Genomic DNA, 14,416 nt, shown 5'->3' on the forward strand with positions numbered 1-14,416 from the left:
GAGCTGCTGCCGGTGTTCTCGATGTGGTGGGCCTGCGCCTGCGTCGTCGTCTGGCGCGTATCGGAGTCGCGCCGTGGCTGACGCGCTTTTGGCGTTGTTCGCGCGCATCGTCGGCGATCTGCATCCGTGGCCGTGCGACTGATGCGGCAGGCCATCGTCGCTCCGCACCTGGGCGTCTGGTCGGCGCTTCCGCCGTCCACGGACAACCCGGCCGCGCGCCGGCCACCATGCCCGCAGCACCTGCGCGCGCACCTTGCCGTGCTGCGCGCAGAGGCGCATGCGCGCTATGCAGAAGCGGTGCGCCGCGCGCCGCACGTGTGGCACTGGGGCCGATGATGCGCGCCGGCCACGTCAGCCGCTACGCGGCAAAGAATCCGGGCGCGTTCGATCTCTACGAGCGCATCAAGCTCAATTCGGTTGTTGACCGTTTCCCGCTGTCGTGGCGAGAGCGCATGGTGCGCGCCCTCGGCAAGCTCAAGCGCGAGACATTCGACGTGTGGCGCGAGCGCGTTTCGCAGCTGGTGGATGCGGAGCGGGGAGGGCTGCGGCCTGATGCCGGCGATGCGGACATATGCACGGCTGCGGACCTCGCGGCGCGCGACATGGGCGCGCGGCTGAAAGACCTTGAAGCGGTCTGGATCGGGCGCCAGCGTGCGGAAGCGCACGGCCCTGACTACATCGAGGCCATGCAGGCGCTGATGTGCAAGGCGCTGCTGGATGAACGCGGCATGCTCGACCTGTGGCCGGTCGGCGCCAGCGTCACGCGCTCGGGCGCGATCAAGCGGCTGTGCGATGCGCGCTGGTGGCGCCGTACGTTGCGAAAGCTCCACGCCCGTACGGTTGAAGCCTGCGCCATCGGCATCGGCTTGGTCAGCCGGGCGGCGGGCCTGTATGCCAGCAATGAGGCCGTCAAGCGCAGGGCAGGGCAGAACGCGCGCAACGCGGCGGCGCTCGAATCCGTCACGGCGGTCAATGACCTGATGCAGGCGCAGACGCTCGCCGAGCTGGCGGCGAAGGGCACGGCGAACAAGGCAATCCGGCGCATGGAGCTGCTGACGCGCATCGCCGGTTTCGAGCTGATCGCGAAAGACCTCGGGCACATCGGCTTCATGGTCACGATGACGTGCCCGAGCCGCTTCCACAAGATGACTACTCGGGCCGATGGCCGGGTGGTCCCGAATCCTCGATATGACGGGAGCACGCCGCATGACGCGCAAAAGTACCTCTCGGGCCAGTGGGCTAAGTGCCGGGCCGCAGCGGCCCGCGATGGCCTCGGCTGGTACGGGTTCCGGATCGCCGAGCCGCAGCATGACGGAACCCCGCATTGGCACAGTCTTCTCTTCGTGTCCGAAGGCGGGGCGCTGTCCAATGTGGGGCCGGTGTCCTGTGCCTGGGAGCTTCGTAAGCTGGTGCGGCGGTATTTCCTCGACGCCGACAGTCCCGACGAACCCGGCGCACAAAAGCACCGCGTAGATTTCGAGCGCATCGACTGGGCGAAGGGCTCTGCGGTCGGCTACGTCATCAAGTACGTCTCGAAGAACATCGACGGCCACGGCGTGGGCCTCGACCTGTTCGGCAATGACGCGATCACATCGAGCCAGCGCGTGGAAGCCTGGGCCTCGACGTGGCGCATTCGCCAGTTTCAACAGATCGGCGGCGCACCGGTCGGCGTGTGGCGCGAGCTGCGCCGGATCAACGTGGACAACATCGGCGCGCATGTGCCAGAGGCGCTGCGCGTGGCCGTGTCGGCCGTCAACGCGAAGGGCGAGCCGGGCGTCCAGTCCATCGCCTGGAAGCGCTACACCGCTGCGCAAGGCGGCATCGGCACAAAGCGCAAAGACATGGCGTTGAAGCTGATGACAGAGGACCGTGGCGACTTCGCGCAGTCGGGCCGCTACGGCGAGCCGCTCGCGCCCAAGCTGCTCGGCGTGGACGCTGCCGGCGTGCAGCTCTTTCGCAATCACATCCATGTGATGAACCCGGCCGCGCCGGACTTCAAGCGCCCGTCCTTCGCGTCCGTCGAATCGGAGCGCTGCGCCTGGGTCGTCACGCACGGATCGCGCGACGAAGCGGAGCGAGCTGCGCGTGTGGTGTTTGAGCGCAGCGGCGAAGCCGCGAGCACTCGGATTCATGTCAATAACTGTACGGGCCGGGATCTATCGCGAGTCAGCGAATGGGCTCCCGTTCGCACGTACGCACCGAGATTGCGGCGCTTTGTCGCAAGACCGAAGCCACCGGAACCCGTGGCGCCCCTGGAACCTTTATATGGACTCGACGAATACCCCCCTTACTGACGCGCAGTTGGCCGAATCGCATCCGGCCGTGCTCGTGCTCGTCTCGAAGCTCGACGACATCGCGCGCCGCGAGCCGGGCGGCGTCGCGGCCCTCGCCCAAGCGATGGCCGAGTACTTCCGCACTCCGGACTGATGGCGGCGGAAAAGCTCGGCGACGGCCGCTGTCCGCTTTGCGCGGGCAGCGCGCGTGTGTCGCTCTCCAAGAATGGCCTCGCGGTCATGACGTGCAACGCCTGCAACATGCAGCTATTCACACGGTCAGGCCGCTCCGATGAGCTGGTGCGCTCGCGTATCAAGCTCTCAGACGGCCCGGCGCCTGTTGTCGCACCGGAACCCTCAACCGTGCCCGTTGCGCCCGCTGTTGCGGCGCCAGTGCCTGCGCCTGCGCCGAAGCGCGGCTTTGGAATGATGAAATGGTGAAAACTGTTGATGCGCCGGCCGCTGATGCGCCGGCCTCGGGCGCCGCTGCGCCCGAAAGCCTCGCATCGCTCGCGGCCGAAGCGACCCTGCTCGATACCTCGCCGGAACGCGAGGCGCAGGCCGGCCAGATGGCCCAAGCGGCAGAGCTGGTGCAATCGAACGAAGCGGAGCTCTACGGCACGCTGCAAGCCATTCGCGCCATGGCGTTCCCGATGCTCTCGATGGTGGTTGATGCGCAGCGCATGGCGCAGCTCGGCGCCGTGTGGAATGACGGCGTGCTGCAATCGACGGCGAGTGCTGGCGCGGCCGTGCTGGAACGTCACGGGATCACGATGGGGCAGGTGATGGGCCAGTTCGGGCCGTACATCATGCTCGTGGCGGCGGTCGCGCCTCCGGTGATGCTCACGAAAAAGATTCTCTCGGCGCCGAAGGACAAAGCGCCAGGTCAAGCGCCAGAAAAGCTCGCCGATGGACAACAGCAATAAGCCGAATCTCAGGCTGTATTGCGGGGCCACCGGAAGCGGGAAGGGCGTCAGCCTGCGCGAGTACTTGAGCGGGCTGAAGCCGTCGCGCCTGCTGGTGTGGGATCCGCTCGGCGAGTACGGCGATCTTGTGTCGGGTGCGACCTCTCGGCTTGCGGACGTGGCGAAGCTCGCGGCCGGAAAGTCGTTTCGCGTGGCTTTCTATCCGGGGCCGGACGTTGGCACCTACAAAGAGAAATTCGCGATGTTCTGCCGCATCGCGTTCGCGGCCGGAAACCTCGTGATGCTGGTCGAAGAGCTGGCCGATGTGACGTCGCCAACGTATGCGCCGATGGCCTGGAAACAGTGCACGAAAAAGGGCCGGCATGCGGGCTTGCAGATCATCGCGGCGACGCAGCGGCCCGCCGACATCGACAAACATTTTCTCGGCGGCTGCACCTATATCCGATGCTTCACGCAGCGCTTCCCGGCTGACGCGAAGGCCATGGCCGGCGCGATGAAGTTGCCATTCGACACCATCAATGCATTGGAGACGCGCGAAGAGGGCAGCGTCACGGTATTGAGCTGGATCGAGAAAGACTTTCGCACCGGAAAAACAACGCCCGGCAGCAAAAGGATGCAAGGAAAGTGAGCCGGCTACATAGCACCTACGTACGGCCGCAAAGCCTATGCACGTAACGGCGCCGGGGGTGGAATGCAGGCTCTTTCCCTTCCATCATTCACCTCGGAGCAACCATGCAATCCAAGATCAAAGACGCGCTCATCTCGACCGCCGCTGTCCTCGCCACCATCTACGTGTTGAACCAAGTTTCGATCACGCGCGGTCTGGTGCAAAAGGCGCTGGCCGGCTGATCGCTGACCCTTTCGCAACTACAAGGAATCGACCGTGACTCGTAAAGTCCAGCTCAACCAAATTCAAAACGTTGGCCCGAATCAACGTGCCACGGTGCGCCTTCCCCTCGGCGTCACGTACAACAAAATCACGCTCCAGATGGCGGGCAACATCACGGCGGCGCTGCTGTCGGGCATCGTGCTCAAGGTCAACGGCTCGGAGCGCATGCGCTGGAAGACGCAGGCCCACATGCAGGCCCGCAACAGCTACAACCTCGGCGCCTCGGATGCGAACTTCTTGGAGTTCGATTTCCTAGAGCGCAACGGCAAGGACGAAGCGTCGATGACGCTCGGCACCTACGCGGCGACCGCGGAAGCCGGCGTGCAGGACATGACGCTCGAGTTCGACATCGCGAACTACACCATCACGGCAGGCAGCGTCATCAAGGCGATTGCCGAAGTCGATGTGCCGTCGAAAAACCGCCTGATCGTGCGCAACCGCTACTTTCAAAAGACGCTCGCGGGCGCCGTGGAAGAACAGATCATCATCCCGTTCGGCATGAACGGCGAACAGCTCAAGCGCCTGTATGTGTTCGGCACCTTGGCGAGCATCGATTCGATCCGCATCCGCCGTGAGGGCGCCGACGAATACGAAGCGCTGTCGCAGCTGCAAAACGAGTTCTTCCAGAAGACCTACGGCAAGGTGCCGCAAGCGGGCCTGTGGGTGGTCGACTTCACCGAGCACAACCTGATGGGGCATCTGCTGAACACCGCGCAGATCATCGGCGGCGACGGAAAGCCGGTGCCGATCCAAAACCTCGACATCCGCTTGAAGACCAATGCGGCCGGCACCTTCGATGTCTACACCGAATCGATCACGCTGAACGACCGTCCCTGATCGTCGGCACCAACACAAGGAGCCGCTATGGCATGGGGTGATGGCATCACTGGAAATGTTTTCGATGCGGGGGGCGTCATGAGTTTGGGCACTGGCTACAGCGATGGGTTCGGCGGAAACGGCGTGTCGCTCGCGGAGGCGCAAGACCTCTCGAACGGCTCGTACGACTACGCCGGCACGCCGGGCGGAATCGTCAATTGGCAAAACGATGCGCAGGAACAGGGGCGCCTGGGCGCCTTCTATCCGAACACGTCCACCACGCCGTGGTGGGACAGTGCGGCGACTGTTGGCGTCACGCGCGCCATCGACAGCCTCGCGCGCTCCTATGCGACCGTGAAGGGCGCGCAGGCCGCAACCTATGCGGGGCAGAACGGACTCACGTTCACGAACGGGCGGCAAATGCTCGGTGTCGGCGGCAACATGCTGCCGCTGCTGCTGATCGGCGGCGCTCTGCTGCTGCTCATGAAGTAGGCCGGCGATGGCTGGTGAACTGTCAGGCGCAGCGCAAGGCGCGGCCATCGGGACGACGATCATGCCGGGGTGGGGGACAGCCATCGGCGCGGTTGCCGGCGCCTTGATGGGCGGGTCCAGCGTGGCCGGGAGCGCCTCGGGCGGTGGCGCGGCGGCGAACCCTGCGGCCACGCAAGCGGCCGTGTTCGGCTCGGGCCTCGACGGCTCGGGATGGCAAGTCAATTTCGGCGCGGGCGCCACGCAGACGCTCAACAACGCGCAGGACAAGACGATTCGCAGCGAAGGGCCGATCGCATCGGCGAACCCTTCGGCGGGCGCGCAAAGCCCGTACAGCGGATATCTCGCCACGGGCGCGGATCCATTGGGCATGTCCTCTCTTGGCCTGGGCGGCGTGCCGCCCGTGGTCTGGTTGATCCTCTTCGGGGCGGTCGCGTGGAAGCTCTCGAAGTCAAAGAAATAACGGCCGTCGATGCGGCGGCAACGATGCGCGCAGCGGGCCTGCGCGCGCCGCTCGCGTGCGACACGCCGGAAGACATCGCGGCCTATGGGCAGTGCTTCCAGCTGCGCACCGGGACGGGCGTCGGCGTGTTCGTGCTGCGAAAGCAGGGCGGTGTGATGTGGATCGACGGGGCCGGCGCCAGGGTGCGCGGCTCGGGCCTGACGGAATCCGGCTTGGCCCTTTTCGATCACATCGCGCGCCAAGCGGGGTGCACCGAGATTGCCTTTGAAACGAACCGGCCTGGGCTGGTCAGGAAATCGAAACTCGCCGGCTACGTGGTGGCCGGCTACATCATGAAAAAGGCGGTGACTCCGTGAACCTGTTGCGAGAGAAACTTCGCGCCCGTGGCATCCATTGCCCGCACAAGGGCGGCGGTGCGCCGAGCACGAGCGCCACGCTTCAGACGACGACTGTCAATGCCGACAGTCGCGCGGTGCTGCAAGACGCGGTGCAGGTGGGCGCCGGCTCATCGTCCAGCGTCACGATGAACAGCTACACCGAGCAAGCCGATGCGGCCGTGATGCAGGCGCTTGCCTCGAACATCCCCGATGCCATGGTGGCGCTCGGGCAAGCCGGCGCAACCGTCATCAAGGATGCAGGCGGCTCGGTGATCGACTTGAACCGCGACAGCATCGCGGCCAACTCGAAGGCATGGGACGCCACGCTGCAAGCCGGCGCGGCAATCGTTGACAAGGCAATCGATTCGATCAGCGCGGGCTACGGGCTGGCCGGCAAGGCCATCGACAAATTTCAACCAACGGACAACGCGAATGCCGACATCGGCAAATACGCGATGCTCGCGGCGGCTGCGGTCGCGGCGGCGGTCCTGCTCTCGAAGGGCTCGAAATGATCGAAATCATCGGCGGCGCATGGGCCGCAGGCGAGACGAAAACGTTCGTCATCAATGGCGAGTATCTGGAAATTCTCGAAGCGCAGTACCCGTGCGACGTGATGCTGATGGATAAATCGGGCGCGCAGCTCTCGATCATGCGCAGCTCCGAAGCCTCGTTCTTTTCGCGGCCGAAGGAGGGCTTTCAAACCATCCAGATCACGAGCGCGACCGCGCAATCCATCCGCGTCTTCATCGGCTCGGGCGACGCCGGCACGCGGCGCATTTCCTCGACGGTGCAAGTGGTCAACGGGGAGCGCGCGCGTTCGGTGGCGGGCGGCGCCTACGCATGGCGCCCGAATGTGTCGGCGGTGGCGGGGCAAGTGGACATTGCGCAGCTCTGGAATCCGGCCGGATCGGGAAAGCGGCTGATCGTTGACGCGATGCTGCTCTCGACCAGCATCGCGACCGGCCTCGCCTTTTGGCTGAACGCTCTCCCGCTCACCACCGTCGCGACGGGACAACCGCAGAACATGCTGAGCGGTGGCCCTGCCATCGTCGGCACGCAAGCCCGGTATGAGAACGACCCGGCATTGCCGGTGGTGGCGTTTCACGGCGGCTATACGTCGCAAGCGAACGTCGCGTTCGCTGTGCCGATGGTGCGGCCGTTCGTCGTCCTGCCGGGCTGTGGGCTGCTGATCGCAACGGAGCAACAAAATTGCGTGCTCGCGGGGCTCGTGCAGTTCTTTGAAGAGGCGCTCTGATGCTCGGTCGCGCCGTCGCCATCGTCGCAGTCCTGGGCCTGGGCTACTACGCCTGGACTCAGTACGCGAGTGCCGACGAAGCGCCTGCGCCCGTGGTGGGCGCCGACATCACGGACCCGACAACCTGGGGCGCCTACACCGATGACATCGCCGATGCCGTGTACGACCTGGGCCAGGAAGTCGGCCTCACTCAAGCCGATCAATCAACCTTGCAGAACCTCGACATGAACACCAATGTCCGCGCGCTTCTCGAAACGATCAAGCTCTGCGAGGGCACGAAAAACGCCGGCGAGTACTCCTGCCTGTATGGCTCGACGCCGGGCAACCCGCGCACCTTCGCCGGCTTCGCGGACCATCCGCGCATCGCGTCGCGAATCAGTGCGAACGATCAGCGTTGGACCTCGGCGGCGGGCGCATATCAGATGATGGCGGTGAGCCAGATACCGGGCGGTGGCTCGACGCGGGTCAACACCTGGGACACGCTCAAGGCGCGGCTCGGCCTGCCCGACTTCTCGCCGGCATCGCAGGACGCGGCGGCTGTCGAGCTGCTGCGCGAGTGCGGCGCGCTCGGGCGCTTGCAAGTTGGCGACCTCGCCGGGGCAGTTTCTCGAGCCCGCGGAATTTGGGCCAGTCTGCCGGGGGCGAACTACGCAGGGCAGGGCATGCGCTCCATGGATCAAGTGGCGCAGTGGTTCGCTGCGAACGGGGGGGTTACGGCATGAAAAAGTCCACCCATGCCGACATCCGACTGATGGTGGCGCTCGTCGTCGCGGGCGGCGCGGCGCTCTACCTGCTCAAGCAAAACCTGTCGTTCAGCATGCCGAGCCTGGGTGATTACGTGCCGTCGCCTGACACGGTGCGAACCGGCATCGGCGACCTCGGCGGCTATGTCGGCGCGGCCGGTGTCGGCGCCGTGGAAGGCATCGGCCTTGCTGTCGGAATTCCGCGCACGAGCGCATCGCAGTGCGCGGCCGACAAGGCGGCGGGGCGCTGGTGGGATGCGTCTTTCTCGTGCCCGGCCGGCGACTTCATTTCAAGCGGCACCAGCGCTGCATACAACGGCGTCTTCGGCTCGACAACCACCAGCCAGGCGCAACAGGCAGACGTGCGGCGCGTAGACAACGCGCTGGACTTCGCAGCAACCGGGTATGACTCCCGATATCTCATCTGAAAGGAAACAACATGAATGCACTTTTCTCTCGGCTCCGTGAGCCCTCCACGTGGGCCGGCTTCTCGGCGCTGGCCGTCCTGTTCGGCCTGCCGGTGGCGCCTACCACCATCGGCCTCGTGCAACAGGTTGTCGTCGGCGTGGCCGGCCTTGCTGCGGTGTTCGTTCCCGAAAAGCCGGCGTCGTGAACATGTCCCCGGAGCTGCTCCTTGCGATTGGAAGCGTCATCGTGAATGGTGCGGTCACCTGGGGCGTTCTCTCAACCAAGCTCGACTTCCTGCGGCGTGACGTGGACCATGCGCATAAGCGCCTGGACAGCTTGAGCGACCGTATGCACCTCAGGCAACACCAATGAAATCAATCATCCCTTCATGGGGCGAAATCGGCCGTGAGACGGTGATCATCATGGCCGGGGCGCTGCTCGCGGCCGTGATCCTCTCGCGCCTGCCGGCCGTGCGTGACTTCATCCAATCGAACACCGCATTCGGCGGCTGCAACTGCGACGGCACTACGCCACATTGAAGACCGGGGAGTTTGCGGACTCCCATCCCTCGGCGCTTTCCAGCTTGGCGATCACGCCGCGCAGGCGCTCGCATTCCCGTTCCATGGTTGCCACCCACGAGCGCGCGTGCTGAGCCTCGTTGATGGCGTCCGTGTGCAGATGGGCGATGCCCCATTCGCTTTCCCAGTACAGCGCCAGCATGACGGGGCGCGGAGCCTGCTCATCGGCCCGCCAGCGCGCCAACGTCCGTTCGCTGATGCCCAGGTAGCGGGCAATGCTTTGCGGCGTGTTGGCGGAGCTGCGGATGCTCGACAGCAGGTATTCAAGGGGCGGCAGGGAACGCGGGGCACGGAACATGACGGCCGCGATTCTCGCGAATGGTCAGGGTCCGGTCAGGCCGGGACTGAGTACATTCGTTTTCATCGTCGGCAGGGCGCAAGCGCTGCCAGGAACGAAGAAGCCAAGACCGTGCATTACGTCCAATCGAGCGAAGACGCCTGCGTGCTCGATTTAACATAATATACATTGTATTATTTTCAAGCCCAGCCAAGCTCGTGCAAATGATCCCGTCGACCCTCACCATTTCCCATCCGCAGGCGGCTTCTTGCCACGCATGGCAGCGGTCAGCAGTTCGACCGCATCCGGACGCTGCCCCCGTTGCGCGAAATCGAGCGCCGTCATGCCTTGCTCGTTCTTCATTTGCGTGTCGGCGCCTTCGTCCAGCAACAACTTCACGGCCTCGGCCGAGCCGTACATGGCGGCCATCATCAACGGCGTGGTGCCGTTGGGCGACTGCGCGTCGATGAATGCATAGTGGTCGAGCAATTGCTTCATGATGGTCAACTGCCCGGAGGTCGCCGCGTAGTGAAGCGGCGTCCAGCCGGGCTTGTTGACGGCGGCATCGCGCTCCAGCAGCCGCGTGACGACAGCCTGCTCGCCCTTGATCGCTGCCAGCATCAACGGGCTCTCGTCCTTGGAATTCCCCGCATCGACGTCGGTCTGCGGCGATTCCAGAAGCACCTGAATGACCTTGGGCGACGGCTCGCGCAAAGCGATCAACAAGCCCGTCTGGCCCTGCGCATCCCGCGTGTTGGGGTCGAATCCACGATTCAGCAACGTCCTGATGCCGCTGGCGTTGTCGCTGCGAACGGCCCGGAAGAAATCATCGAAAGAACCTGCATGTACTGCAAAAGAGCAAATAAAAACAGAAAGGTAGATGATTTTCTTCAAGTGATTTCTCATATTTTCGCCCCGGTAAAGAGGGCTTCGAAGTTGGTGCTGGTGGCCTCGGCGATCGCTTCGACCGGCAGCTGGCGCACTTGGGCGATCTGTTGCGCGACAAAAGGCACATAGGACGGGTTGTTGGTTTTGCCCCGGTACGGGACAGGCGCGAGATAGGGACTGTCGGTTTCGATCAGCATCCGGTCCAGCGGAACGAACCCGGCCACGTCACGCAGATCCTGTGCCTTCTTGAAAGTCAGAATGCCGGAGAAGGAGATGTAGAACCCGAGATCGAGGGCCGCACGCGCCACCTCCGCGGTTTCGGTGAAGCAATGGAAGACGCCGCCGGCCGCGCGGCCCGCGCCGTCCTCGCCCTCCTCCTTGAGGAGCGCCAGCGTGTCGCCCGAAGCGTCCCGCGTGTGAATCACGAGCGGCTTGCGCGTCTCTTGCGCAGCGCGAATGTGCACCCGGAACCGGTCGCGTTGCCATTCCATGTCCGCGATGCTTCGGCCGCCCTTTCGCTCCTCCATCTGGTAGTAGTCCAGCCCGGTTTCGCCGATCGCGATCACCTTGGGCAGCGCCGCGCGCCGGACCAGATCGGCCACGGTCGGCTCGGCGATGTCTTCGTTGTCTGGATGCACGCCGACGCTGGCCCAGAAGTTGTCATAGCGCGCCGCCAACGATTGCACGTCGCCGAATTCCTCGAGCGTCGTGCAGATGCACAGCGCCCGATCGACTTGCGCCGCCGCCATTGCGGCACGGATCTGCGGCATCTGATCCGCAAACTCGGGAAAAGTAAGGTGACAGTGGGAATCGGTAAACATCGTGGTTTAGTGCCCGCACCCCAGTGCAGAGATACCGCGGATCCGGCTCAGCCGGTCCGCCGGTGTCGCCCCCGCAGGGGGTTGGCAGCCACACGAAGTGGGCAAGCCTGGAGGCGAGTCAAATAGTTTGTGTTGGGCGGTCGGACGCCATCGTGCCGCCCAGCGCCTCTTCGATCCGGGCCTTGAGCTGGCGTGACTTCTCGTCGGCCGGGAAACGGATGCCGACACCCGGTGCACGATTGCCAGCGGCGCGCGCCGGCGTGATCCAGGCGACCTTGCCGGCCACCGGATAACGCTGTGGATCTTCAGGCAGAGTGAGCAGCACGTAGACATCGTCGCCGAGGCGGTATTCGCGCGAGGTCGGGATGAAGATCCCACCCTCGGCGAACAGCGGGATGTACGCTGCATAGAGAGCCCCTTTTTCCTTGATGGCCAGCTGAATGACGCTGGGCCGGGCGGGTGCGGGGGGCGTAGGTGGTGCAGGTGTGTTCATGGGCGACGACCCGCCGAGTTTAGGGTGGTTCGCGCTTCGCTCACAAGCGCCTCGAGCATCAGCCCTGCATTGAACGGATGTTCTGCGGTTTTTGCCGCGTTTGCGAGCGACTTCGACCAGCGGGCCAGCGCAACCCGCGAAGGGGCTGGCGGCAGATCCGCGGCTTCGAAGAAGCGCGGCGCGGCGCCATTGCCCGCCGCCATCAGGTCATGGCACAGCTTCTGCAGCACACCGATGGCCTGCGATGGCGCATGGTCCGCCAGGGCGCTCGCATCGCCGCGCGACATGGCCTTGGGCAGCAAGGCCCAGGCCTTGGGCGATTGTCCCTGGCCCGCCAATCGCAGCGCATCGCTGGGCCGGCCGCCGGCACTGCGCAGCAAGCCGAGCGCATCCGCTGGCGGCACGCCTTGTGCCACCAGCCAGTCCCGCGCTTCCGCGCTCGCAGGCCACGGCAAGGTGAACCCCAGACAACGGCTGCGAATCGTCGGCAGCAGTTGCCACGCGGCCTCCGTGGCGAGCACGAAACGCACATCGCCGACCGGCTCTTCGAGCGTCTTCAGCAGCGTGTTCGCGGTGATGGTGTTCATGCGCTCGGCCGGATAGACCAGCACGACCTTCCCTCGCCCTCGCCCGCTGGTGCGCTGTGCGAAGCCGACCGCATCGCGCATCGCTTCGACACGGATCTCTCGGCTGGGCTTGCGCTTCTTGTCGTCGATGTCGGCCTGGGCCTTTTCGTCGAGCGGCCAGCCCAGTTCCTGCATGGCCACCTCGGGCATGAGCATGCAGAGATCGGCGTGCGTGCGCACCTGGATCGCATGGCAGCTGGGACAGTGGCCGCAGGCGCCCTCGCCCGTTTCCTCGTCCCGTTGCTCGCACAGCCAGGCCGCTGCGAGCGCCAGGCCGAGTTCGTATTGCCCCAGGCCGGAAGGGCCTTGCAGCAGCCAGGCATGGCCGCGCTGACGCAGCAGTTCGACCAGCGGCTCGCGCAACCACGGCGACAGGGCGGACGCGTTCATGATGCCCTCCCGATCCGCGACGCGACCAAGCCGCGCCCGGCCAGGGCAGCCTCGACCTGTTGCCAGACCTGATCGCGCGACTGGCTCGCATCGATCCGAAGGAAACGCGATGTCCCTGCGGCCCGTTGGGCATAGCCGGCCGCGACCTGCCGGAAGAATTCGACAGGCTGCGACTCGAACTTGTCCGGCAGCCGCGCACCGGCCAGCCGCTCGGCCGCCAGCTCCGGCGCCAGATCGAACCAGAGCGTGACGTCGGGCTGCAGCAAGGCCTCGGGTCCGGCGCTGCGCCCTCCTCCCTGCACCCATTGTTCGAGCATCGACAACACGGCCGGGTCGAAGCCTCGGCCCGCGCCCTGGTAGGCGAAGGTGGCATCGGTGAAGCGGTCGCACAGCACGACGTCGCCGCGCGCCAGCGCGGGTTCGATGACCCGCACCACGTGATCGCGACGGGCCGCGAAGACGAGCAGCGATTCGGTCAGCGGGTCCATCGGCTGCTCCAGAATCATCGTGCGCAGGATCTCGGCGATCGGCGTGCCGCCCGGCTCGCGCGTGCGCGTGACCTGCCGGCCCTCGGCCTTGAACAGCGCTTCGAGCGCATCGATGTGACTCGACTTGCCGGCGCCGTCGATGCCCTCGAGCGTCAGGAACAATCCCTTCATTGGCCGCTCCGCTGACTGGGGTCGCCGCCCCGCTGATAACGATTCACCGCGCGGTTGTGCTCGTCGAGCGAGTTGCTGAACTGGCTCGAACCGTCACCGCGCGACACGAAATAGAGCGAGTTGCTCTGCGCCGGCTGCACCGCCGCCAGCAGCGCCGCCTTGCCGGGCATCGAGATCGGCGTCGGCGGCAGGCCGCCGCGCAGATAGGTGTTCCACGGCGTGTCGGTCTGGAGATCCTTCTTGTGCAGGTTGCCGTCGAAGCGCGTGCCGAGGCCATAGATCACCGACGGATCGGTCTGCAAAGGCATCCCCGCACGCAGGCGATTGACGAAGACCGCTGCGATCTCGGCACGGTCATTGGCCTTGCCTGTCTCCTTTTCGACAATGCTGGCCAAGATCAGCGCCTCATCGGGCGTCTTGAGCGGCAGGCTGGACGCTCTCGCAGCCCAGGCGGCATCCAGCTTCTTGTCCATCGCGCGCATGGCACGCTGCAGCAGCGCCACGTCCGTCGAACCCTTGGAATAGGTATAGGTGTCCGGGAAGAAGCGGCCTTCGGGGTGCAGGCCCGGCTTGCCGAGCAGGGCCATCACCTCCTCGTCCGTCCGGCCGACGGTCTCGGGCTTCAATTGATCGGCCTTGGCCAGGGCGGCGCGCACCTGGCGGAAGTTCCACCCTTCGACCAGCACTACGCTGCGCGTGGCTTCCTCGCCGCGCACCAGCATGTTCAGCAGCAGGCGCGGCGTGACGCCGCGCTCCAATTCGTAGCTGCCGGCCCGGATCTGCCGCGCCTGCCCCGAGAAGCGGAACCATCCATAGAGCAATGGCGCGGGCGCACCCACGCCGGCGTCCGATATGGCCTGTGCGATGCCGCGCGGCGTGGTGCCGGGTTCGACGGACAGATCGACGGCCGGCGCAGGCAGCTTCAGCGGCTGGTTCACCCACCACAGACCTGCCGCGCCGGCGCCGAGCACAAGCACGGCAGCCAGGAGAAAGAGCTTGAGAAAGAAGCGGCGCACGGATTCCGATGGAGAGAGGCGGACACAGA

Annotated in this window: 21 protein-coding genes; 14 read left to right on the forward strand and 7 right to left on the reverse strand. The window is 65.3% G+C overall.

Features of this window, described 5'->3' with window-relative positions; genetic code table 11:
- Positions 1-26: 26 nt before the first annotated feature.
- From E5P2_RS13520 to E5P2_RS13585, 14 genes are all read left to right on the forward strand, one after another.
- Complete coding sequence (locus E5P2_RS13520; RefSeq protein WP_162567664.1) at positions 27-2,294, forward strand: replication endonuclease; 2,268 nt, start codon at positions 27-29, stop codon at positions 2,292-2,294.
- Positions 2,266-2,427 (forward strand): hypothetical protein, encoded by a 162-nt coding sequence (locus E5P2_RS13525; protein ID WP_162567665.1) that lies wholly within the window; start codon positions 2,266-2,268, stop codon positions 2,425-2,427. The genes E5P2_RS13520 and E5P2_RS13525 overlap by 29 nt, the downstream gene beginning before the upstream one ends.
- A gap of 280 nt (positions 2,428-2,707) precedes the next feature.
- A complete protein-coding gene (locus E5P2_RS13530; protein WP_162567666.1) occupies positions 2,708-3,199 on the forward strand; it encodes a hypothetical protein in 492 nt (163 codons plus the stop codon).
- Positions 3,183-3,827 (forward strand): hypothetical protein, encoded by a 645-nt coding sequence (locus E5P2_RS13535; RefSeq protein ID WP_162567667.1) that lies wholly within the window; start codon positions 3,183-3,185, stop codon positions 3,825-3,827. Before E5P2_RS13530 ends, E5P2_RS13535 begins: the two co-directional genes overlap by 17 nt.
- A gap of 255 nt (positions 3,828-4,082) precedes the next feature.
- Entirely contained in the window at positions 4,083-4,925 is an 843-nt protein-coding gene (locus E5P2_RS13540; protein WP_162567668.1) for a major capsid protein P2, read from the forward strand.
- 78 nt (positions 4,926-5,003) lie between these two features.
- A complete protein-coding gene (locus E5P2_RS13545; protein WP_162567669.1) occupies positions 5,004-5,396 on the forward strand; it encodes a hypothetical protein in 393 nt (130 codons plus the stop codon).
- 7 nt (positions 5,397-5,403) lie between these two features.
- Positions 5,404-5,856, forward strand: a complete 453-nt coding sequence (locus tag E5P2_RS13550) for a hypothetical protein (RefSeq protein ID WP_197908499.1) — start codon at positions 5,404-5,406, stop codon at positions 5,854-5,856.
- The gene (locus E5P2_RS13555) at positions 5,829-6,212 is read left to right on the forward strand and encodes a hypothetical protein (protein WP_162567670.1); all 384 of its coding nucleotides are present in this window, start codon (positions 5,829-5,831) and stop codon (positions 6,210-6,212) included. Before E5P2_RS13550 ends, E5P2_RS13555 begins: the two co-directional genes overlap by 28 nt.
- Entirely contained in the window at positions 6,209-6,745 is a 537-nt protein-coding gene (locus E5P2_RS13560) for a hypothetical protein (protein ID WP_162567671.1), read from the forward strand. Before E5P2_RS13555 ends, E5P2_RS13560 begins: the two co-directional genes overlap by 4 nt.
- Positions 6,742-7,488, forward strand: a complete 747-nt coding sequence (locus E5P2_RS13565) for a hypothetical protein (protein ID WP_162567672.1) — start codon at positions 6,742-6,744, stop codon at positions 7,486-7,488. The genes E5P2_RS13560 and E5P2_RS13565 overlap by 4 nt, the downstream gene beginning before the upstream one ends.
- The gene (locus E5P2_RS13570; RefSeq protein ID WP_162567673.1) at positions 7,488-8,210 is read left to right on the forward strand and encodes a glycoside hydrolase family 24 protein; all 723 of its coding nucleotides are present in this window, start codon (positions 7,488-7,490) and stop codon (positions 8,208-8,210) included. The genes E5P2_RS13565 and E5P2_RS13570 overlap by 1 nt, the downstream gene beginning before the upstream one ends.
- Positions 8,207-8,659 carry a hypothetical protein gene (locus tag E5P2_RS13575; RefSeq protein WP_232080691.1) on the forward strand — a complete coding sequence of 151 codons (453 nt, stop codon included), beginning with the start codon at positions 8,207-8,209 and terminating at the stop codon, positions 8,657-8,659. Before E5P2_RS13570 ends, E5P2_RS13575 begins: the two co-directional genes overlap by 4 nt.
- Positions 8,660-8,670: 11 nt before the next feature.
- Positions 8,671-8,844 carry a hypothetical protein gene (locus E5P2_RS13580; protein ID WP_174262666.1) on the forward strand — a complete coding sequence of 58 codons (174 nt, stop codon included), beginning with the start codon at positions 8,671-8,673 and terminating at the stop codon, positions 8,842-8,844.
- 163 nt (positions 8,845-9,007) lie between these two features.
- Entirely contained in the window at positions 9,008-9,178 is a 171-nt protein-coding gene (locus E5P2_RS13585) for a hypothetical protein (protein ID WP_174262667.1), read from the forward strand.
- Here E5P2_RS13585 and E5P2_RS13590 read toward each other — a convergent pair.
- From E5P2_RS13590 to mltG, 7 genes are all read right to left on the reverse strand, one after another.
- Positions 9,165-9,515, reverse strand: a complete 351-nt coding sequence (locus tag E5P2_RS13590; RefSeq protein ID WP_162567675.1) for a hypothetical protein — start codon at positions 9,513-9,515, stop codon at positions 9,165-9,167. The two genes, E5P2_RS13585 and E5P2_RS13590, sit on opposite strands and share 14 nt — an antisense overlap.
- A 219-nt stretch (positions 9,516-9,734) precedes the next feature.
- Positions 9,735-10,400: an ankyrin repeat domain-containing protein gene (locus E5P2_RS13595; RefSeq protein ID WP_162567676.1), complete on the reverse strand. Its 666-nt coding sequence runs from the start codon at positions 10,398-10,400 to the stop codon at positions 9,735-9,737.
- Positions 10,397-11,203 carry a TatD family hydrolase gene (locus E5P2_RS13600; RefSeq protein WP_162567677.1) on the reverse strand — a complete coding sequence of 269 codons (807 nt, stop codon included), beginning with the start codon at positions 11,201-11,203 and terminating at the stop codon, positions 10,397-10,399. Before E5P2_RS13600 ends, E5P2_RS13595 begins: the two co-directional genes overlap by 4 nt.
- 118 nt (positions 11,204-11,321) lie before the next feature.
- Entirely contained in the window at positions 11,322-11,696 is a 375-nt protein-coding gene (locus E5P2_RS13605; protein ID WP_162567678.1) for a PilZ domain-containing protein, read from the reverse strand.
- Positions 11,693-12,712: a DNA polymerase III subunit delta' gene (locus E5P2_RS13610; protein WP_162567679.1), complete on the reverse strand. Its 1,020-nt coding sequence runs from the start codon at positions 12,710-12,712 to the stop codon at positions 11,693-11,695. Before E5P2_RS13610 ends, E5P2_RS13605 begins: the two co-directional genes overlap by 4 nt.
- Complete coding sequence (gene tmk / locus E5P2_RS13615; RefSeq protein ID WP_162567680.1) at positions 12,709-13,371, reverse strand: dTMP kinase; 663 nt, start codon at positions 13,369-13,371, stop codon at positions 12,709-12,711. The genes E5P2_RS13610 and tmk overlap by 4 nt, the downstream gene beginning before the upstream one ends.
- Complete coding sequence (mltG, locus tag E5P2_RS13620; RefSeq protein WP_162567681.1) at positions 13,368-14,387, reverse strand: endolytic transglycosylase MltG; 1,020 nt, start codon at positions 14,385-14,387, stop codon at positions 13,368-13,370. The genes tmk and mltG overlap by 4 nt, the downstream gene beginning before the upstream one ends.
- Between the last annotated feature and the right edge of the window lie 29 nt (positions 14,388-14,416).

This window comes from Variovorax sp. SRS16 (assembly GCF_901827165.1).
Taxonomy (GTDB): Bacteria; Pseudomonadota; Gammaproteobacteria; order Burkholderiales; family Burkholderiaceae_C; genus Variovorax.

Excerpts from the sequence above, each read along its gene's own strand:
- E5P2_RS13525 (WP_162567665.1), top strand. The coding sequence starts at position 2,266 with ATGGACTCGACGAATACCCCCCTTACTGACGCGCAGTTGGCCGAATCG.
- E5P2_RS13530 (WP_162567666.1), top strand. The coding sequence starts at position 2,708 with ATGGTGAAAACTGTTGATGCGCCGGCCGCTGATGCGCCGGCCTCGGGC.
- E5P2_RS13535 (WP_162567667.1), top strand. The coding sequence starts at position 3,183 with ATGGACAACAGCAATAAGCCGAATCTCAGGCTGTATTGCGGGGCCACC.
- E5P2_RS13545 (WP_162567669.1), top strand. The coding sequence starts at position 5,004 with ATGAGTTTGGGCACTGGCTACAGCGATGGGTTCGGCGGAAACGGCGTG.
- E5P2_RS13550 (WP_197908499.1), top strand. The coding sequence starts at position 5,404 with ATGGCTGGTGAACTGTCAGGCGCAGCGCAAGGCGCGGCCATCGGGACG.
- E5P2_RS13565 (WP_162567672.1), top strand. The coding sequence starts at position 6,742 with ATGATCGAAATCATCGGCGGCGCATGGGCCGCAGGCGAGACGAAAACG.
- E5P2_RS13570 (WP_162567673.1), top strand. The coding sequence starts at position 7,488 with ATGCTCGGTCGCGCCGTCGCCATCGTCGCAGTCCTGGGCCTGGGCTAC.
- E5P2_RS13575 (WP_232080691.1), top strand. The coding sequence starts at position 8,207 with ATGAAAAAGTCCACCCATGCCGACATCCGACTGATGGTGGCGCTCGTC.
- E5P2_RS13580 (WP_174262666.1), top strand. The coding sequence starts at position 8,671 with ATGAATGCACTTTTCTCTCGGCTCCGTGAGCCCTCCACGTGGGCCGGC.
- E5P2_RS13585 (WP_174262667.1), top strand. The coding sequence starts at position 9,008 with ATGAAATCAATCATCCCTTCATGGGGCGAAATCGGCCGTGAGACGGTG.
- E5P2_RS13590 (WP_162567675.1), bottom strand. The coding sequence starts at position 9,515 with ATGTTCCGTGCCCCGCGTTCCCTGCCGCCCCTTGAATACCTGCTGTCG.
- E5P2_RS13595 (WP_162567676.1), bottom strand. The coding sequence starts at position 10,400 with ATGAGAAATCACTTGAAGAAAATCATCTACCTTTCTGTTTTTATTTGC.
- E5P2_RS13600 (WP_162567677.1), bottom strand. The coding sequence starts at position 11,203 with ATGTTTACCGATTCCCACTGTCACCTTACTTTTCCCGAGTTTGCGGAT.
- E5P2_RS13605 (WP_162567678.1), bottom strand. The coding sequence starts at position 11,696 with ATGAACACACCTGCACCACCTACGCCCCCCGCACCCGCCCGGCCCAGC.
- E5P2_RS13610 (WP_162567679.1), bottom strand. The coding sequence starts at position 12,712 with ATGAACGCGTCCGCCCTGTCGCCGTGGTTGCGCGAGCCGCTGGTCGAA.
- tmk (WP_162567680.1), bottom strand. The coding sequence starts at position 13,371 with ATGAAGGGATTGTTCCTGACGCTCGAGGGCATCGACGGCGCCGGCAAG.